At 32.6% G+C, this 18,075-nt stretch carries 11 protein-coding genes; 1 reads left to right on the top strand and 10 read right to left on the bottom strand.

Going from position 1 to position 18,075, the window contains the following annotated elements; translation table 11 throughout:
* The first annotated feature begins 4 nt into the window (after positions 1-4).
* Positions 5-811 (top strand): DUF1080 domain-containing protein, encoded by an 807-nt coding sequence (locus tag ACFWU4_RS05000; RefSeq protein WP_411125481.1) that lies wholly within the window; start codon positions 5-7, stop codon positions 809-811.
* Here the strand turns inward: ACFWU4_RS05000 and glpK are convergent.
* From glpK to ACFWU4_RS04950, 10 genes are all read right to left on the bottom strand, one after another.
* Positions 808-2,301 carry a glycerol kinase GlpK gene (glpK, locus tag ACFWU4_RS04995; RefSeq protein WP_411125479.1) on the bottom strand — a complete coding sequence of 498 codons (1,494 nt, stop codon included), beginning with the start codon at positions 2,299-2,301 and terminating at the stop codon, positions 808-810. The genes ACFWU4_RS05000 and glpK overlap by 4 nt on opposite strands.
* A gap of 6 nt (positions 2,302-2,307) precedes the next feature.
* The gene (locus ACFWU4_RS04990; RefSeq protein WP_411125477.1) at positions 2,308-3,882 is read right to left on the bottom strand and encodes an FAD-dependent oxidoreductase; all 1,575 of its coding nucleotides are present in this window, start codon (positions 3,880-3,882) and stop codon (positions 2,308-2,310) included.
* Between the two features lie 16 nt (positions 3,883-3,898).
* Positions 3,899-5,059 carry an MFS transporter gene (locus ACFWU4_RS04985; protein ID WP_411125475.1) on the bottom strand — a complete coding sequence of 387 codons (1,161 nt, stop codon included), beginning with the start codon at positions 5,057-5,059 and terminating at the stop codon, positions 3,899-3,901.
* 1 nt (position 5,060) lies between these two features.
* Positions 5,061-6,917: a trehalase family glycosidase gene (locus ACFWU4_RS04980; RefSeq protein WP_411125473.1), complete on the bottom strand. Its 1,857-nt coding sequence runs from the start codon at positions 6,915-6,917 to the stop codon at positions 5,061-5,063.
* Positions 6,914-8,152 (bottom strand): MFS transporter, encoded by a 1,239-nt coding sequence (locus tag ACFWU4_RS04975; RefSeq protein ID WP_411125471.1) that lies wholly within the window; start codon positions 8,150-8,152, stop codon positions 6,914-6,916. The genes ACFWU4_RS04980 and ACFWU4_RS04975 overlap by 4 nt, the downstream gene beginning before the upstream one ends.
* Before the next feature lie 16 nt (positions 8,153-8,168).
* Positions 8,169-9,500 (bottom strand): MFS transporter, encoded by a 1,332-nt coding sequence (locus tag ACFWU4_RS04970; protein ID WP_411125469.1) that lies wholly within the window; start codon positions 9,498-9,500, stop codon positions 8,169-8,171.
* A gap of 78 nt (positions 9,501-9,578) precedes the next feature.
* The gene (locus ACFWU4_RS04965; RefSeq protein WP_411125467.1) at positions 9,579-10,205 is read right to left on the bottom strand and encodes a hypothetical protein; all 627 of its coding nucleotides are present in this window, start codon (positions 10,203-10,205) and stop codon (positions 9,579-9,581) included.
* 2 nt (positions 10,206-10,207) lie between these two features.
* Positions 10,208-11,548, bottom strand: coding sequence for a vanadium-dependent haloperoxidase (locus ACFWU4_RS04960; RefSeq protein WP_411125466.1), 1,341 nt, complete (start codon positions 11,546-11,548; stop codon positions 10,208-10,210).
* Positions 11,549-11,558: 10 nt separating this feature from the next.
* Positions 11,559-14,786, bottom strand: a complete 3,228-nt coding sequence (locus ACFWU4_RS04955; RefSeq protein WP_411125464.1) for a VCBS repeat-containing protein — start codon at positions 14,784-14,786, stop codon at positions 11,559-11,561.
* Position 14,787: 1 nt separating this feature from the next.
* Positions 14,788-18,072: a VCBS repeat-containing protein gene (locus ACFWU4_RS04950; protein ID WP_411125462.1), complete on the bottom strand. Its 3,285-nt coding sequence runs from the start codon at positions 18,070-18,072 to the stop codon at positions 14,788-14,790.
* Positions 18,073-18,075 lie beyond the last annotated feature (3 nt).

Below are 18,075 nucleotides of genomic sequence, written 5' to 3'. Positions count from 1 at the left end.
AAATATGAACTTTAAATTATATAAACGCTTAATTTTTATTTGTTGCTTCGGAATTTTTGTGGTTAACTGTAAAAATGAAACTCAAAAAGAAGAAACTGAGACTGCAGCTGAATGGGTTAATCTACTTGAAAAAAATAATTTAGACGATTGGATTGTTAAGATTAAAGGCTATCCTGCTGGAGATAATTATAAAAATACATTTAGAGTTAATAATGGTATTTTAAGTGTAAATTATTCTGAATACAATGACACGTTTAATAACACCTTTGGGCATATATATTACAAAAAACCATTTTCTAATTACAAGTTACGTCTAGATTATAGATTTTTAGATGATCAGATTGCTGATGGTGAAGATTGGGGTTATAAGAATAGTGGTGTGATGTTGCATTGTGAAAACCCTAAAAATATAGGATTAGATCAAGGATTTCCAGTATCTATCGAAGCTCAATTTTTAGGTGGAAATGGGGTTGACGAGAGGCCAACAGGTAATGTATGCACTCCAGGTATACATATAAATATTAATAACAAATTAGTAACTGAACATTGTATACCTTCAACAGCGAAAACGTTTCATAATGACCAATGGGTACATGTAGAAATCGAAGTTTACAATGATTCCATTATTAAACATTTTATAAATGGTGAAAAAGTAATGGAATATACAAAGCCTATCTATGGTGGAGATTATGGTACTCCATTATCAGAAGCTAGAGCAGGCGAACCAGTAAAATCTGGATACATTTCCTTGCAAAGCGAAAGTCATCCTATTGAATTTAAAAATATTGAAATTTTAGAATTTCAGGATTAATTATCCTCCACCCAATTCTTACTGCGATTAACAGCTTTATGCCACTGAGAAATAAGTTTCAGTTGTTTTTCAGAATTCGTGTTTGGATTAAATGTTTTGTCTTTTTTCCATTGTTTTCGAATCTGCTTTTTATTCTTATACATACCTACCGCTAAACCAGCTAAATATGCTGCACCTAAGGCCGTTGTCTCTAGATTCGTAGGTCTCACAACATCACATTTAAATATATCAGATTGTATTTGCAATAACAAATCATTTGCAGAAGCTCCTCCATCTACTCTAAGCTCTTTTAAGTGCATATTAGCATCACTTTCCATAGCTTTTACAATGTCATATACCTGCAAGGCAATACCTTCTAATGTCGCTCTTGCGATGTGTGACTTAGTGGTACCGCGAGAAATACCTTGAATACTCCCTCTTGCATATGGATCCCAATAGGGTGATCCTAAGCCAGTAAATGCAGGCACAACAATAACTCCGTCACTATCATCTACTTGACTAGCTAATGCCTCAACATCCTTAGCATCATCGATTAAATTCAATCCATCTCTTAGCCATTGTACAGCTGCACCACCAACAAACACACTACCTTCCAAAGCATACTGGGTTTTTCCATTGATTTGCCAGGCTATTGTCGTTAATAGTTGATTTTGAGATGCAACAGGTGTTTTTCCCGTATTCATTAGCAGAAAACATCCTGTACCATAGGTGTTTTTTACCATGCCCTTTTTTGTACAAAGTTGACCAAAAAGTGCAGCTTGTTGATCACCTGCAATTCCTGCGATTGGAATTTTTTCACCAAACAATTCTGCATAGCCATATATTTCAGATGACGATTTTACCTCTGGAAGCATTGTTTCCGGAATCCCAAATAAATCTAATAATTCCTTATCCCATTTGAGTGTATGAATATTAAATATCATGGTACGTGATGCGTTACTAACATCCGTAACATAGACATTGCCTTTTGTTAGCTTGAAGATTAGCCAGGTATCTACTGTACCGAAGCACAATTCGCCTTTTTCAGCCAAATCTTTAGCCTTAGGCACATTATCTAATATCCATTTGATTTTAGATCCAGAAAAATAAGCATCTATGATTAGTCCTGTTTTTTCTTGAATTTCTTCAGCATAGCCTTTAGCTTTTAACTGATCGCAAAAAGCGGCTGTTCTTCTATCTTGCCAAACAATAGCATTATAAATAGGTTCGCCAGTTTTTCTGTTCCAAACGATGGTTGTTTCACGTTGGTTGGTAATACCAATCGCAGAAATATCTTTTACTTTGTAAGCATCTTTTGAAAGTACTTCGTTTATAGTTTTTAATTGCGATTGCCATATGGCTTCAGGATCGTGCTCAACCCAACCATTTTTAGGAAATATTTGTTCAAAATCTTGTTGGGAAGAAGCAATATTATTTCCACTTACATCAAAAACAATAGATCGGCTAGATGTTGTGCCTTGATCGAGTGCTAAAATGAGTTGTTGTGACATATTTTTTTAAATTAAATAGCCTTGCGCTAGATTCTTAAATTCTTCTATTTGATGAAGCTTCCACGAATCAGATTTCTTTAATTCTTTTTGTAGAATATCTGCAACGACCTCAGCACAATCTATAGAAGCTTGAGCATCTAAAAACAATAATCGAATTCGTCTTGCGAGAAAATCTTCAACAGTTCTTGCCATTTCATATCTTGCAGCCCAAATTACCTGACCTACCATAAATTCATAATTAGGATGAATCTGTTCGTTATAACTATCTTCTGAATTTATTAGTTGCTCTAATGCTGTAGTATCACTTCCATAAAACCATAGATTTTTATCTAGTTCTTTTTTATCAGATCCATTTAGATTCCCATGAATTGGCAATACTCTTGTTTTAGATTTTACATTCGCTAAATTATGGGTAACTATCGCTTCATTAACTACATCTTCACTCATCTCTCTGTAGGTTGTCCATTTACCACCAACAATAGTGAGTAAACCACTTTCTGAATGTATAATTTTATGCCCTCTAGAAATTTCTTTGGTATTGCTCTTATCACCTTCCGGAGCAACCAAAGGTCTTAACCCTGAAAAAACGGATAGCACATCTTTTCTGGTGGGTTTTTTTATAAGATATTCTGAAGCATTTTCTAAAATAAAATCTATTTCTTCCTGTAAAGGTTTAGGTTCATAGCTTGGCTTTTTAATAGGTGTGTCTGTTGTACCAACCACCACTTTATTATGCCATGGGATTGCAAATAAAACGCGTCCATCACTTGTTTTAGGAACCATCAATGCAGTTTCACCATCCAAGAAATCTTTATCTAAAACCAAATGAATACCTTGACTTGGTACTATTTTGAGGCTCTTCTTTTTACGTCCTGCAAGTTTTAAAATCTTATTAGAAAATACACCAGTTGCATTTATAACAACCTTAGATTTCACCTTAATGATTTCATGAGTTTCAGCATTAACGACTTCAACTCCTGAAAGCGTACCTTCTTCATTTTTAAGCATGTCAGTTACTTTAAAATGATTAAGAATAGTTGCACCAGATTCACATGCTGTTTGCGCTAAATTCAATGCTAATCTGGCATCATCAAATTGCCCATCAAAGTAGGTAACGCCTCCTTTAAGTTTATTCTTTTTAAGATTTACTATTCTACTAATAGCCTTTTTTGTAGAAATGATTCTTGAACCACCTATTGATTTTCTAAAGGATAATAAATCATATACTATTAATCCTATTCCATAAAAATATTTATTGAGTCGCGTGTAACTCGGTATTAAAAATGCCTGTCTTTTAAATAAATGATTTGCATTTTTTTGAAGCAAACCTCTTTCTCTTAAGGCCTCAGTAACTAATTTAATATTTCCTTGTGCCAAATATCGTACTCCACCATGCACTAACTTTGTGCTTCTGCTTGATGTACCTTTTGCAAAATCATGAGATTCAAACAAAGCGACTTTAAACCCTCGAGACGAAGCATCAACAGCAATACCTAATCCGCTGGCGCCACCTCCAATGACTATAATATCAAATTGAGTTGTCGCCTTAAGCTTTTCTAATTGTGCCTTTCTATTAAACATGTATTGTTTTTGGTACTTATTTCGCTTTTAGCTTAAAAACAGCAATACAAGTTGCTAATAAAGTAATGCCTAATAAAAACACATAACTCATTTTTAAACTAAAACTATCTGAAATATAACCCAATATTACTGGACCAACTAAAAATCCGACAAAACCTACACCAGAAACGAACGAAATGCTTTTCGAAGCTGCAATTCCTTTTGTTGTTCCGGCAATTCTTAACAGCTCTGGAATGATAACTGATAAACCAAGGCCAATAATACCGAAACCTAAAACTGTTAAAATAAGTCCATTTAGAAGTACAAACACATATCCTATGGCTGCTAAAGTACAGCCTAGTATTACTATTTTAGCAGAGCCTATTTTTGCACTAATTCCGTCACCAAAAAAACGTCCAATAGTCATCATTATAGAAAAAACGGTAAATCCTAAACCTGCCAAATTTTCTGAAGATACTTGTACAACTTCAGTTAAATAAATCGAACTCCAGTGTTCAATCGCTCCTTCATTACCCATAATTACCATAGCTAAAAACCCAAGAATTATTAATGGTTTTAGTAATTTCATAGGAAGCTTTTGCTTTTCTTCAGAGACCTCTTCTACTTCTCTTATATTAAAATACTGTCTAAATAAAAGCAGGTTTGTAATTATAACAAAAGTTGTCATAATCACAACATGATATAATGGTGAATCAAAAACACCAATTAAAACTGAACCAACTAAAGCACCTATAGCTCCTCCTAAGCTAAAAAAACCATGAGCAGCAGACATAAAATTCACCTCATCTGATTTCTCCATTTCAGATACTACGGTATTCATGGCTATATCTGTTAATCCTGAAAAGATGCCAACTAAAAAAAGAGATATACATAACATTACGTATGTTGGGGCAATTAATGGACCAATGAAGGCGACACTAAAAATACATATACCAAAAAATGTTGCTTTTCCTATTCCAATCTTTTTGGTAATCAAAGGTACTACAGGAATAAAAAACAATAAGCCCAACGCCAAACAGAACAAGGCAAATCCTATTTGAGAATCGTCTAATTGTAATTTATTTTTTACCTGAGGAATGTATAATACCCATGTTCCAATCATTATATTTAGTGAACTAAAAACCCAAACAATTGAGAAGTAGCGTTTATTAGATAAAATGAGTTGTAATGATTTCATATTATAATTTGAATATTGATTCTGGTGCTTCTAAGTTATTAAGCCGTTGAATTAAATCTTGATTTAATAATTGTAGTCCATATTGAAAAGAGGCATTCATCCAGCCAAAACCTTCTTGTGTAATATATTCGAAATCTGTACCCACGTTTCCGTATTCGGCAAACACTTTATGGGTTGCAGCAACAACATCATATTTTTCTGGAATTGTACCATTATAATCTACTGCATTCCTAGTAATCATATATAACCAACGATAGACTAATTCTTGTAATTCGTCCTGAAAACCTTGAATTTTTAACCCTCTCCAAATCATCATTTGGTGCGGAGCCCAACCATTAGGATAATCCCATTGACGTTGAATCGCATTCTCAGGAAGTTCAGCGTTCATTGCTCTAGATGTACCAGCAATACCACCTTTTTCTTTAAGTTGATACATTAAAGTATCAACTATATTTTTTGCGTGCCTCTTATAAACTCCAGTCCAAAGAGGAATATAATTAGAGGCGCTTTCAAAATGTGATTGCTCTTCCATTTTAAAATTATAGTCAAAGAACTGCCCTTTATCTTCATTCCACATGAACTTATACATTCGCTCTAGTCTTTCATCTGCAATTGTGTACCAATATGCGCCGTGATAACCTTCAAAAACACCATCAAAATAAGTATCAATCAGATGCGCAAAATCAGATTCGTATTTGTATAATAAACTATTTAGAGCAACTGTATTTAAATCTGCACAGACATCATCTAAACGCCAAGAGGTATCATGGCCAGATTCTCTTAAACTTCTATCGTGTGTAAAGTAGATATCTAAGTTTGGTTCTTTTATTTTACCAGATTGATAGTCTGCAACAAATTCTTTTATTGAAAGTGAATGTGATTTTGCATAAGATTCTATGACCTCATCAAAATGACCTTCTTCCGTTTCTGGGGGAAAACCAATTCCTTCTGCATAGTATCGATTTAACCCGTTTGAAGTTAATCGCTTGCCTTTAACCATCCAGACCGTCTCATATTCTTTTATTGCTGTTTTTAAATGACTACGCAACCAGTCTTTGTCTTTAGTGATTTCAAAAACCTCGGAAATCAAACTCGTGTAAAACGGTGGTTGTGTTCGGGTTAAATAGTAACTACGATTCGCATTTAAGATTTTACCATAATGTTCAATTTGATATTGAAAATTATCAGCCATAGCTTTGGCAAGTTCAACCTTTCCATCACAGAGTAAACCAACAGCTTCAAAATAGCTATCCCAACCGTACATTTCATTGAATCGACCACCAGGAACCACAAAAGGAACGCCTTCTATATCACCATTTTTATTCTCTAATTTTAAACTTAAAATACCAGGCGCATTATTTATAGACTTCACAAAATCTGGTGTGATGTCTTTAGGCAATTTAATGGCTTTGATTGGAAGGTCAGCTTCTAAATCCTTGTAATAATTAAAAGCTAAATCGTCAGAATACGGAATATATACTGGAAGTGTTTTGGCTGTTAAACTATCGTTTTTAGTATCTGAAATTAATGCCTCAATTCCTGATTTATCCATTCGTCTCGTCAATCCTTTCCAATAAAAATCTCTAATCATTCTAGAAATTCTATTCGCTGGCAACTCATCAATATTCTGAAAATCTATTATTGCTTCAGTTTTACCCTGTTGCTTTTGAATAACCAACTCTTGTAAAAGATTTGAAAGTTGATATGTTCCTTTTATAGTTGTTTGATTTCCTTCTGTAGAAGTTAATTTAAAAGCTTTTGGTCCATTATCCTCAATGGTTATTTTTTTATCACCATCTGGGTCTTCTTGGGCTAAAAGTTTAGAAAGTATTTCTTCAATATTTAGTTTAAAAATCATTCTGCTAAAGCACTATTTCTTTTAGACATTCTATCTATAAGTAATACAAATACAATAAGTAACACCATAGGAATTAACAGGAAATAAAATGCGTTTGCACCACCTATACTTTCAAATAATTCACCAACAATTCTTGATCCAATAGTTCCACCTAAAGCAGAGAAAATTATTATTAAACCAGACATTGGTGAATGGAGTCTTTTTGGCAAAGAACTTAATACTGTAGAGTTTAGTAGTGGATATATTGGTGCAATAAATAAACCTATAAGTGGTAAAATGAAGCCCAAAAATGGAACCTGAGATAAACTATCGATAGTACCAATTGCTTCAATCTCGCCCTGTAATTGAGGTAAAACATAAACTAAAATACCTCCAGAAATAACTACACAAGAAATAACGAGTACTACCCAATTTAGATATTTAGTTAAGGCACCAGCTATGAAACGACCTGCAGCCAAAGATAAAGCTAAGATACTAGCCATTTGAACACTTAAAACTGAGCTAAAATTGAATATTTTCTTATTAAATGTTGGTAACCAAGTCATTATTCCTTGCTCTATCATAACAAAAAGAAAAGCAGATATAATAAATACTAAAACTAATGGGACAATAATTAGTTTAGCTGAAGCTAAAAGGTCTTCTTTAAGGTTTGTTCCAGCAGCTTCTATTTTATATTCTAATTTTGAAAATAGTAAAAACAAAAAGGAAATAAGGATAAGGCCAGAAAGCAGATAATAAACATTCAACCAATCATTTATATTATTTTCGTCATCGTAAAAAGCTGGGAATAAAAAGTAAGCTAAGGCAATACCTACCATAAAAAATCCTTCTATAGAACTCATAAATGATGCATGCTCCTTTTTTGAACTTGTCAAAATCCCTATTAATGAATAAACTGAAAGTTTAATTAATGCAAAACTTACTCCTATGGATAAAAATAGGACCTTGGTATGATAAAATGTATTACCAAACACCATATACAAACATCCAAAAAATACAATAGCTAAGGCTGTTAGCATTGCTTTTTTATAACCAAATCTAGGGAGAAATGAAGCTACAATAAATGATACAATCGCAATTGGCAAGTCCTTAAATGCCTCTAAGACTGAAGCCTGAGATTCAGTTACTTTATAAATTGTAGTTGATCTTTCAATAACAATTCCAACGCTATTTAAAAGTATAGCAAAAACAAAATAGTTTAAATAGATCGAAACCTTAATTCCTAAGTTTTTCATACATAATTAATTATTGTTATTCTGAAATTTCAACCTCAGAATCTTCAGAGGACTTTGGCACATTTAAACGCATTGCTAATACACCCGCGATGACAAAAAATGCACCTGCAAATAGCATGGCATTTATTGCATTATTCCCTAATAAATACTTGTAAATTGGACCAAATGTTAGGGTTTGTATGAACATCGGTATAACAATCATCATATTTAAAATACCCATATAAACACCACGCCGTTCTTGATAAACTACTTTCGATACCATGGTGTATGGAATGCCCATCATAGCTGCCCAACCAATACCAAAAAGTACCATTGGTGCTAATACCATTATTGGATCTGATATGTAAGGAATAATAAAAAGTGATAATGCTGTACCAATTAAACTGTAGGCATATATTTTTTTACCACCATAACGTAATGTTAGAGGCACCAATGCCAATGCTATTACCATTGTAACAATATTGTATGTCGTACTCATTTTAGCCGCTTGAGCACCTGCTTCAGAAATTGAAAAACCTAAGGTTTGTCTAAACAATGGTGTGATGAATTGCCAATAAATAAATAGTGCATACCATTGAAAAAGATATACGGCTCCAATTTTCCACATAAATTTTGGCATATGCTTTATAGCGTGCGCGATTTCTTGAAAGGGTTGTGATAAGCGCTTACTAAACGGAAGACTTTTTATGTGATTAATATCATTTAGTTCTTCTTCTGAAGGCGGAATTTCTGGTGTTTTTAAAACAGACCATAATATCGTTGTAATTGAAAGAATACCACCGATATAAAATGAATAATACAACCACTGAGGGATTTTACCAGCGACTTCAACAGAATCACCACCAAGATATTTTTGAAACAAGATAATTGAACCATTAGCTAAAAGTATTCCAGCTCCAACAAAAAGACTTTGCATTTGATAACCTAAGCTTAATTGCTTTTCTGGTAATTTATCACCAACAAATGCTCTGTAAGGTTCCATAGCCATATTGTTACCAACATCTAATATCCATAACAAACCAACGGCGAACCATAACACTGGACTATGCGGAAATGCAAATAGACATAAACTACCTAACAAGGCACCTATTAAAAAATAAGGCTTTCGTCTTCCCCAACGATTAGACCACGTTTTGTCTGACATCGCTCCTATTATTGGTTGTACAATTAGTCCAGTTACCGGACCTGCGATATTCAATATAGGTAACATGTCTTCTGGTGCACCTAAATATAAAAAGATTGGATTTATTGCTGTTTGTTGCAATCCAAAACTGTATTGAATTCCTAAGAATCCCACATTCATGTTGAAGATTTGCCAAAATGATAATCTTGGTTTAGTTAGTTTCATAATGTTTTGATTTTAATGGTTAAAAAAACAAATTACACGACCCAATCACAAGACTATAAATAATATTTACAGATATTATTAAATGATATTCTTTACAGTCTTGTCAGCAAGTGTAACGTGTACTTTTATAATTTTATGCTCAATCTCTAGAACCTGCTCGCTAAAATCGTCCAAGATATCTCGTCCTCTTTTTATTCTATTTTCTATAGTGTCTGCATAAGAATTTTCTATAAATATCTTATAAGACGGCTCTTTTAATAACATAGTGTATGTACCTTCTACAATACAGAAATCGTAATCCTTAGGATATATTATTTCCTCATTAATCGTGTTTTCTCCGTAATTTACCAAAGGCTTTTTTAGACGTTTTTCATCATTTAAAAATAATCTAATATGTTGATCCAACTGGGTTAAATTAACTTCATCGACACCAACGTTTTTAATATCAGTAAGTCTTTGGTTATGATTATCTTTTGGTGGTAAATGGAAATAATCATCTCCATGAAATGTAAACCCCTTAATACCTAGTTGTTTTTCTATATCTAGAAATAGAGCATATGCCAGTGACGTTTTTCCGCTTCCAGATTCTCCACCAACTGCTATACAAATTCTTTTCTTATTTAAGAATTGGTCTTTTAGATGAGTAATAACCTCATCACTAATTACTTTAAAGTTTGAATGATATGTTAGTTTATCGCCTATCAAATCTACTTTTCCAATTTTATCTTTAGTTTATTTACAACATTAGAACCGACACTTCTTCCCTGAATTAAACCTTCGTCTATTGCTGCTCTGTAATGAATTCCGCCATACATTCTGCTTACTGCTGCTTCTTCTGCTGCTAGGTTAAATGAATCGAATGAACGAATTGGTAGTCCGAATGGTACTTCAGTATCATCATCGAACTGAAAGTTATCACCAAAAAGTGCTGTTAATACGGTAGATGCTGCACCTGAAGCTACTGAATGTCCACTTGTATATTCTGGAAATGGAGGTGTTTGTAAAATTGGCAACCAATCTTGATCTAAATTTTGATTAATTAGAGTTTCTGGTCTTATAAGATTGCTTCTATATTTTTCGTCCCAACAACTAATAAACGCATCTGCTATTGCTATAGACGTTTTTGTATATGCGTTGACTGTTTCCGCCACATTAGCATTTGACTTTCTTGCTGCTATTTTAGCAATCCCTATCCAATGTGCGCCTGGAGAAATCTTTTTTGTAGCAAACATAAAATGCCCTCTAGTTACTGATACAAACGGGTTACAATCCCAAAATTGTGCAATTTCTATTTCTTCTGAGTCATCCCCTTTTTTAGTGATTTCATTACTCACGTTATAGACCTCCATTAGCTCATCATAAAACTTCGATCCTTTTTCTAAAGAAAACTCAGGGTGCTTTTTTGGTTTATATTGAGATGCAGAATCTAATACAAACGGTCGTATTTTATTCCAATGTGGTTCTATTCCATCCATATAAGATGGTGGTGTTGGTTGCCAACGAGAAGGATCATCCGTATCTACTGTAAATTTAGGCATAGTTCGGGTTTGGTTGTAGTTGTCTTTGTCCATCCATTCTTTCACGTGGGCAATGACTTTAAAGGCATAGTTTTTAGAATCTAAGAATTCCGCCTCATTTAAAGCAGTCCACTCAGCATACAAACTATCTTGAACTACACCCATTTTTTCTTCAGAAAAAATGAGACTTTTACTTAGTTCCATATGAGCAATAAGTGCAGATAATTCTAAATTAATACTATCACTAACTACAGCTTTTGGAATTACTGTAAATTCATTTATAACACCTGCAAATGACTCCATGTCATCATTGTTTTGAGCTATGATTTCATATGCTGTAATGTTAGGATAGACAAATACTCTACTCGCCACAGGAGGCGAAAATATATCGTGTATTTGTATTTCCATCACCTTATCTACAGAGGCGTGAAATAATTCTGGGTTTACTTTTATATGCTCTAAGGGTTTTGCGCAGCTTGCCACCAAAAGCAATAATAATAGCGCATTTATATGATTTTTTATCTTTTTCATTTTAATAGCATTAACGGTTAAGTAAATATGACTTTCCGCCGTTTGTTATGATTAAATATTCGTTTTCATTTATTTTCACAAGCTTTCTCCCATTAATATATCTAGGCAAATTTAAGGGCTGATAACTCATAGATTCTTGGTCACTTATGTTAATTAGACCTCCTGAATTTGAAGAAGACTGACCCAATTCTGTAATAAAACCATCATAGTTTCCAGTAAATAGTATTTGATTATCATCAATTAGAAAATCTTCAATTGTACTTAATTGAGCTTCTTTAGGTAATTCATTTGGTATAAATTGATCACCCTTATTAATATATGCCATAGATCTTAATTCGTAGAGGTATTTAATATTTATAATTTCCGACTCTGGTTTATCCGTTAAATCTCCTATTTTTTCAACATTTGAAAACGACTTATAATCCGTGTATTTCTTTTTTAGCGATGGTAGTTGTTCTACTAATTTATCCTTTGATGCGAAGGGAACGTAGGTCCCGAAGAAATCATAAAAAATGAGTTGATCTAATTTTTCATTCTCGTCAAAATCATCTAGGTACATTATTACAGGTTTTTCTTTTGACGCTTTCCACTTAAAATTTAACCCTGTATTACCAGCCAAAATATCTGGTTGACCATCGCTGTTTATATCTGCTACTTCGATTGTATTCCACATTCCGTTGCTCTTATCAAAACCAAACTCTTTTGTTTTGTTTTCAAATTTTCCTTCCGCATTATAAGACAAGACTGTAATTGGCATCCAATCACCTACCATGATAAGTTCTGTAAGACCATCATTATTTAAATCTGCCCATTTGGAATCTGTAATCATTCCGAAACGGTACTTAGCAACAATTTCAAAGCTATTATTCCCTTTATTCTTTAAAACAAAGCTTTGTGGAGATAATCCATAAGCACCAGGTAGTGAGCGGTTACCTATAAATAAATCTACAAGCCCATCTTTATCGTAATCATAACTAGATACAGTTGCACCATTAGTAGTTATAAGTTTAGCTTTAAGCTTAGAAAAATTACCATTTCCGTCATTGAGATAGACACGATCTTCTAACAATGGATGACCTTCTTGATAATCATTACCACCACTTAAGGCATAAATATCTAGGTCATTATCATTATCTATGTCTAAAGCAATAGCATCTGTATCTTCGTACATAGCGTCACTTTTTAGAACTGCCACATCTTGTATTTCGAGCTTGCCCTCTTTAGTCATAAAATATAATACAGGCTTTTGGTTTCTTGCACCACCAATAAAAAGGTCTTTAAGTCCATCCCCATTAAAATCGGCTTGTACAGCAGAAGGGCCTTCTATAGATAACCTTTCTGGCATCAATCCATCTTGTTCATAATCTAAGAAACCATTTTCAAAATGCTGATAATCAAATTCTGATATTTTTGGAGCTGTCCTTTTATTCAATTGACTTTCAGAAACATCTTCTTTTTTAACTTTTACAATAGAATTTATCTTAAGATCTGTTTTTATAGTTTCAGTTCCATCTAACCAAACTACTTTTAATGAATCTACCTTAGTAGCATTGGCTAAACCAAAATGTACTTTAGCTGTCGAGCTTGATAAAAAACCTTTTACAGTTACTTGCTCTTTATATAACGTACTTCCCTCGCTATATAAAATAACTTTAGCGCCATTAGTATTTAGACTACCATTTTCTCCAATAAGCTGAATAGTGAGATAATTATTAGATGTGGAATTTTCTAAAACAGTTACATTATCGTTTAGATTATTAACTACAATATCTAAATCCCCATCATTATCTAAATCTGAATATGCTGCTCCATTTGAATATGTTCCTTCATTTTTAGTGTCAGCCTTTGTATTATCGAAAGTTAAATTACCTTGGTTGGTGAAAAGACTATTCGGCAATTTAAGTGTTGGCATGGCTTCAATTAACTTCAACTCAATAGTATCTTGTTCTTTATCTGCGTAATTGGCGAAATCTACTGTGCTTATATATTTTATATAATCTAAATCGTTGGGTCTTTTATAAATTCCGTTTGTAATATATATATCATTTAATCCATCATTATTATAATCTAATAAAAGAGGCGACCAACTCCAATCCGTTGCATGGGTCTCTGTTAATAAAGCTGCATCGGCAAAATAATCACCTTGATTTAATTGCAAATGATTACGTGCGTATTGCTGCTGAAACCCAAAAGAATTTTTAATTTGATTGACTTTATCTGAGTCCTCACCTCCTGACTTTAAGAATATATCAGCTTTATACGGCATCATATCTAAAGTCATGATATCTAGTTTACCATTATTGGTCATATCAGCTATATCTACTCCCATAGTAAATCTAGATGTGCTATTAAAATAATCTGCACTAGATTCCTTAAATGTTTTATCACCATTATTGATGTACAAATAATCATTTTCGTGAAAATCATTACCCACGTAAATATCTATAAAACCATCATTATTGACATCTGATGTTGAAATAGCTAATCCATAACCCAAAGCACTATTATAGATTTTAGCTTTCTCTGTAACATCTACAAACGTAACCTGATTATTAACCTTAGTATTTTCTAATAATACATCACCAGCTAAAGCATCTGATTTTTCTCTTAGGTCTTTATTACCATATGAAGACACTGAATGAATAGAATGATTTAATAGATAAACATCCATATCACCATCATTATCATAATCAAAAAATGATGCTTGTGTTGAAAATCCAGAAAAATTTAGACCATAAGATGCTGCTTCTTCTTTAAACTTATTATTACCTTGATTTACATACAATTCATTATGAGCAGATAAACCCTTATAATTTCCAACTTTACAAACATAAATATCTAGTAAACCATCATTATTAACATCTGTCATTGTTGCACCTGTAGACCAATTGGTTTCTAAACTTATTTCGCTTTCTTTAGAAATATCCTTGAATTTTAGATTTCCTAAATTTAAAAACAGCTTATCTGGCTTCTGATTTGCTGTAAGATAAATATCATCTAAACCATCGTTATTAATATCACCTAAAGCAACTCCACCACCATTATAATAATAGAGATATTCGATAATATTTAAATCTCCAGTATCTGTTAAGTCATTAGAAAATTTAAGTCCTGAATCCTCAGGATTTAAGATTTTAAATGGTACGGTTTGTATTTCATCACCAAGTCCTTCTTTATTATCTCGTTCTCCCGAACAAGAAAAAATAAAAAAACAAATTATGGCTATTCTTTTAATCATATTAAAATTTATATACTTCTAATGGATTGTTGTTTTTGGCAATAAAGATTTTATTCCCTATCACTTTTATATCTCTTATTTCTCCATTAATTTTTATACCCTTACCAGTAACATGATGTTTAAAGTTATTATTCCCCAAATTTTCAAGATAATTACCAAACGAGGCATCATATCTTCCAAACTCTGGCATTACACCATTTAAATTACCTCCTAAAAGCATATCGAGATCACCATCTTTATCAAAATCTGCGGTAGTTATTGCATAAATTGGAGAAAACTGAACTTCCTTAGGTAAAGTCTTTACTTCAAAATTAAAATCACCATTATTAATTAACATGATGGTGTTAAAGTTATTAGCCTCAATTATTACACTCTTATCTAATTGTTCTTTTGTAAAAATATCTGAAATAGAGGCATCTTTAAACGACTCATAATCCGGATATTTTTTACTTAAATACTTTAATTGATCAACTAAGTTATGCCGCAGTGCATAAGGATATTGTTTTCCGTTTTCTGCCGTAAATGCTAAAACTGGGTCTACATAACTATTATTGTCATAATCATTGGCATAGAGTATTATTGGGTTTTCTTTTGAAGCTTTAAATCTACTGTTTAGTCCGTGGTTACCGATTATTAAATCATTATCGCCATCATTATCTAAGTCCGCTATTTCAATACTGTTATACCATCCTTTTAATTCTGATAGTTCATTATTTAATGCTTCTTTAAATGTTCCATTGGTATTTTGAAACACTCTCACTCCCATGAACTCACCAACGACTACTAAATCTTGAAACCCATTTTTATCAATATCCAAAAAAGAGGCATCGGTTATCATTCCTATGGCATCAAAAGTTGGTGCTATTGTATTAGATTTCTCAATAAAACCTCCTTTGCCATCATTAATTAATAAATAACCTGCTCCTGAATTACCGTAGAGTTTAGGAATTGATCTCTCACCAACAAAAAGATCGATATCCCCATCATTATCCACATCTGCTGCTGTGACAGTACTACTACTATGATAACCATCTTCAGTTGGTAATATTTGTGATGAAACCGTAAAATTTCCCTTACCGTCATTTAAATAAAGTTTATCTAAATAGTAAGGACTGAATTTTGAAAACTCTACTCCTCCACTACACACGTATAAATCTAAATCACCATCACCATCTGCGTCAAAAAATACGCTTTCCGCATCTTCTGTGGCTTTATTGTTTTCAAAAATCTCTGAATTACCTTCTATAAAACGTTCGCCGTCTTGTAAAAACAACTTCCCTGAATTACCTTTAGAGCCTCCAATAAAAATATCTTCTTTTTCGTCACCATTAACATCACCCACTGCCATTTTTGGTCCTTCGGTACTTCGCATAAATGGCAATAAACGCTCAACATTAAAATCAATAAAATTATTTTCTTTATGTGTATAGTTTAAACTATTATCACTTTTTTCAAATAAATTTTTAGAGTTATCATTAGCAACATCTTCTTGGATTACTGCATCTTTTTCTTCTAGTGTTAAGGTATTATCAGCTTCAATATCCAACACTTCCGTTACTTTACCAGATGGCCAATTCACAGTTAATTTCAAATTACCTATATTCCTAAATCCAAAATTGGGCCTTTTATCCATGGACGATTGAAATCCTCTTACTGGTTGTTGCTCTAGATAGTAAGATTCAGAATCGTTTGCTAATTTTAGTTTTGCTCCAATAGCATCGATATTTTTTCCTTCACCTTTTAAAACAACTTTTAGGTAATGACTCTCATTTTTATCAAGTTCATTCTTGTAGACGAATAGTGGCATATTCACATTATTCACTACTAAATCTAAATCACCATCATTGTCTAAATCACCATAAGCCGATCCATTAGAAAAACCTTCGGTATTTAGTCCATTGGTTTGCCTTTCAAAATTAAGATCTCCTTTATTGATATATGCATGATTCTTAACTTTATTTGAAGGTATAATATCTATTAGCTTCTTATAATCTACTTTATTATTTTTTACAATGGATTGAATGACTTCTTGATTAGATATATATTTTAAATAATCTTGATTTGTTAAATCTTGATATATACCATTGGCGATGAATAAATCTTTTAATCCATCATTATTCATATCAAAAAATAATGCTCCCCAACTCCAATCTGAAGCTTCAACTCCACTAAAACGTCCAATTTCACTAAAAGTTAAGTCACTGTTATTAAGCTGAAGCATGTTTCGGGTGAACTGGTGGTAATAATCATTCTTTAAATTGTATTGGTATTTATTCCAATCTTCAAAAGTAGTTACCGTCTTTAATCTATCGTACTCACTAGGTAACATTTCTGTGATAAAAATGTCATTAAAACCATCATTATTAATATCCGCAGCGTCCGCACCCATTGAGGCTCCGCTAATAGAGTTTACAGACTCTGTTAACTGTTCTTTAAAAGTACCATCTTGGTTATTGATATATAAATAATCTCTCTCAAAAAAATCGTTAGACACATAAATATCTTGCCATCCATCATTATTCATATCACCAACTGTGACGCCAAGACCGAAACCAATAACACTACCATAAATTCCTGCTTTTTCACTAACATCAACAAAAAAGCCATCTCTATTTTCAAAAAGTTTATCACCACCCAACACATCTCTCTTAGGACGTTCATTCTTAGTAAGATTAAAACTACCAATGGCTTGATATGAGTTATTTAAAAGATAAACATCTAAATCTCCATCTTTATCATAATCAAAAAATGAGGCGTGAGTAGAGAAGCCTTTATCATCTAAGCCAAGTTCTGCCGCTTTATCGGTAAAAGTCGCATCACCATTATTTATGAAAAATTCATTTTGCTTATTATCCCCTTTGACATCACCAGAGTTGCACACGTATATATCTAAATAACCATCAGCATTTATATCTACCATGGATACTCCTGTAGACCAAGCTTTATCACCACCAACATTAGCAGTTAAGGTGATATCTTTGAATTTGAAATTTCCTTGATTGAGATATAACTTATTTTCATTTAGGTTAGATGTTAAATAAACATCTTGTAACCCATCATTATCTATGTCACCAATTGCAACACCACCTCCGTTATAAAAATTTCGATATTTATAAACATTAAATGCATCAGTGGAGACTAAGTCATTACTAAAATTAATACCTGTAGAATCCGTTGGTAATAAATGAAATTGTGGTGAATCATTAATTGCGAAAGTATTTTCAGTTTCCTCATTACAAGAAAATAAAAGAAAAACCACTATAATTAAACTTATGTACTTAGTCATTAA

This window comes from Winogradskyella sp. PE311 (assembly GCF_046545555.1).
GTDB lineage: Bacteria > Bacteroidota > Bacteroidia > Flavobacteriales > Flavobacteriaceae > Winogradskyella.
This window is presented reverse-complemented; position numbering and strand designations above follow the sequence as displayed.

Excerpts from the sequence above, each read along its gene's own strand:
- ACFWU4_RS05000 (WP_411125481.1), top strand. The coding sequence starts at position 5 with ATGAACTTTAAATTATATAAACGCTTAATTTTTATTTGTTGCTTCGGA.
- glpK (WP_411125479.1), bottom strand. The coding sequence starts at position 2,301 with ATGTCACAACAACTCATTTTAGCACTCGATCAAGGCACAACATCTAGC.
- ACFWU4_RS04990 (WP_411125477.1), bottom strand. The coding sequence starts at position 3,882 with ATGTTTAATAGAAAGGCACAATTAGAAAAGCTTAAGGCGACAACTCAA.
- ACFWU4_RS04985 (WP_411125475.1), bottom strand. The coding sequence starts at position 5,059 with ATGAAATCATTACAACTCATTTTATCTAATAAACGCTACTTCTCAATT.
- ACFWU4_RS04980 (WP_411125473.1), bottom strand. The coding sequence starts at position 6,917 with ATGATTTTTAAACTAAATATTGAAGAAATACTTTCTAAACTTTTAGCC.
- ACFWU4_RS04975 (WP_411125471.1), bottom strand. The coding sequence starts at position 8,152 with ATGAAAAACTTAGGAATTAAGGTTTCGATCTATTTAAACTATTTTGTT.
- ACFWU4_RS04970 (WP_411125469.1), bottom strand. The coding sequence starts at position 9,500 with ATGAAACTAACTAAACCAAGATTATCATTTTGGCAAATCTTCAACATG.
- ACFWU4_RS04960 (WP_411125466.1), bottom strand. The coding sequence starts at position 11,548 with ATGAAAAAGATAAAAAATCATATAAATGCGCTATTATTATTGCTTTTG.
- ACFWU4_RS04955 (WP_411125464.1), bottom strand. The coding sequence starts at position 14,786 with ATGATTAAAAGAATAGCCATAATTTGTTTTTTTATTTTTTCTTGTTCG.
- ACFWU4_RS04950 (WP_411125462.1), bottom strand. The coding sequence starts at position 18,072 with ATGACTAAGTACATAAGTTTAATTATAGTGGTTTTTCTTTTATTTTCT.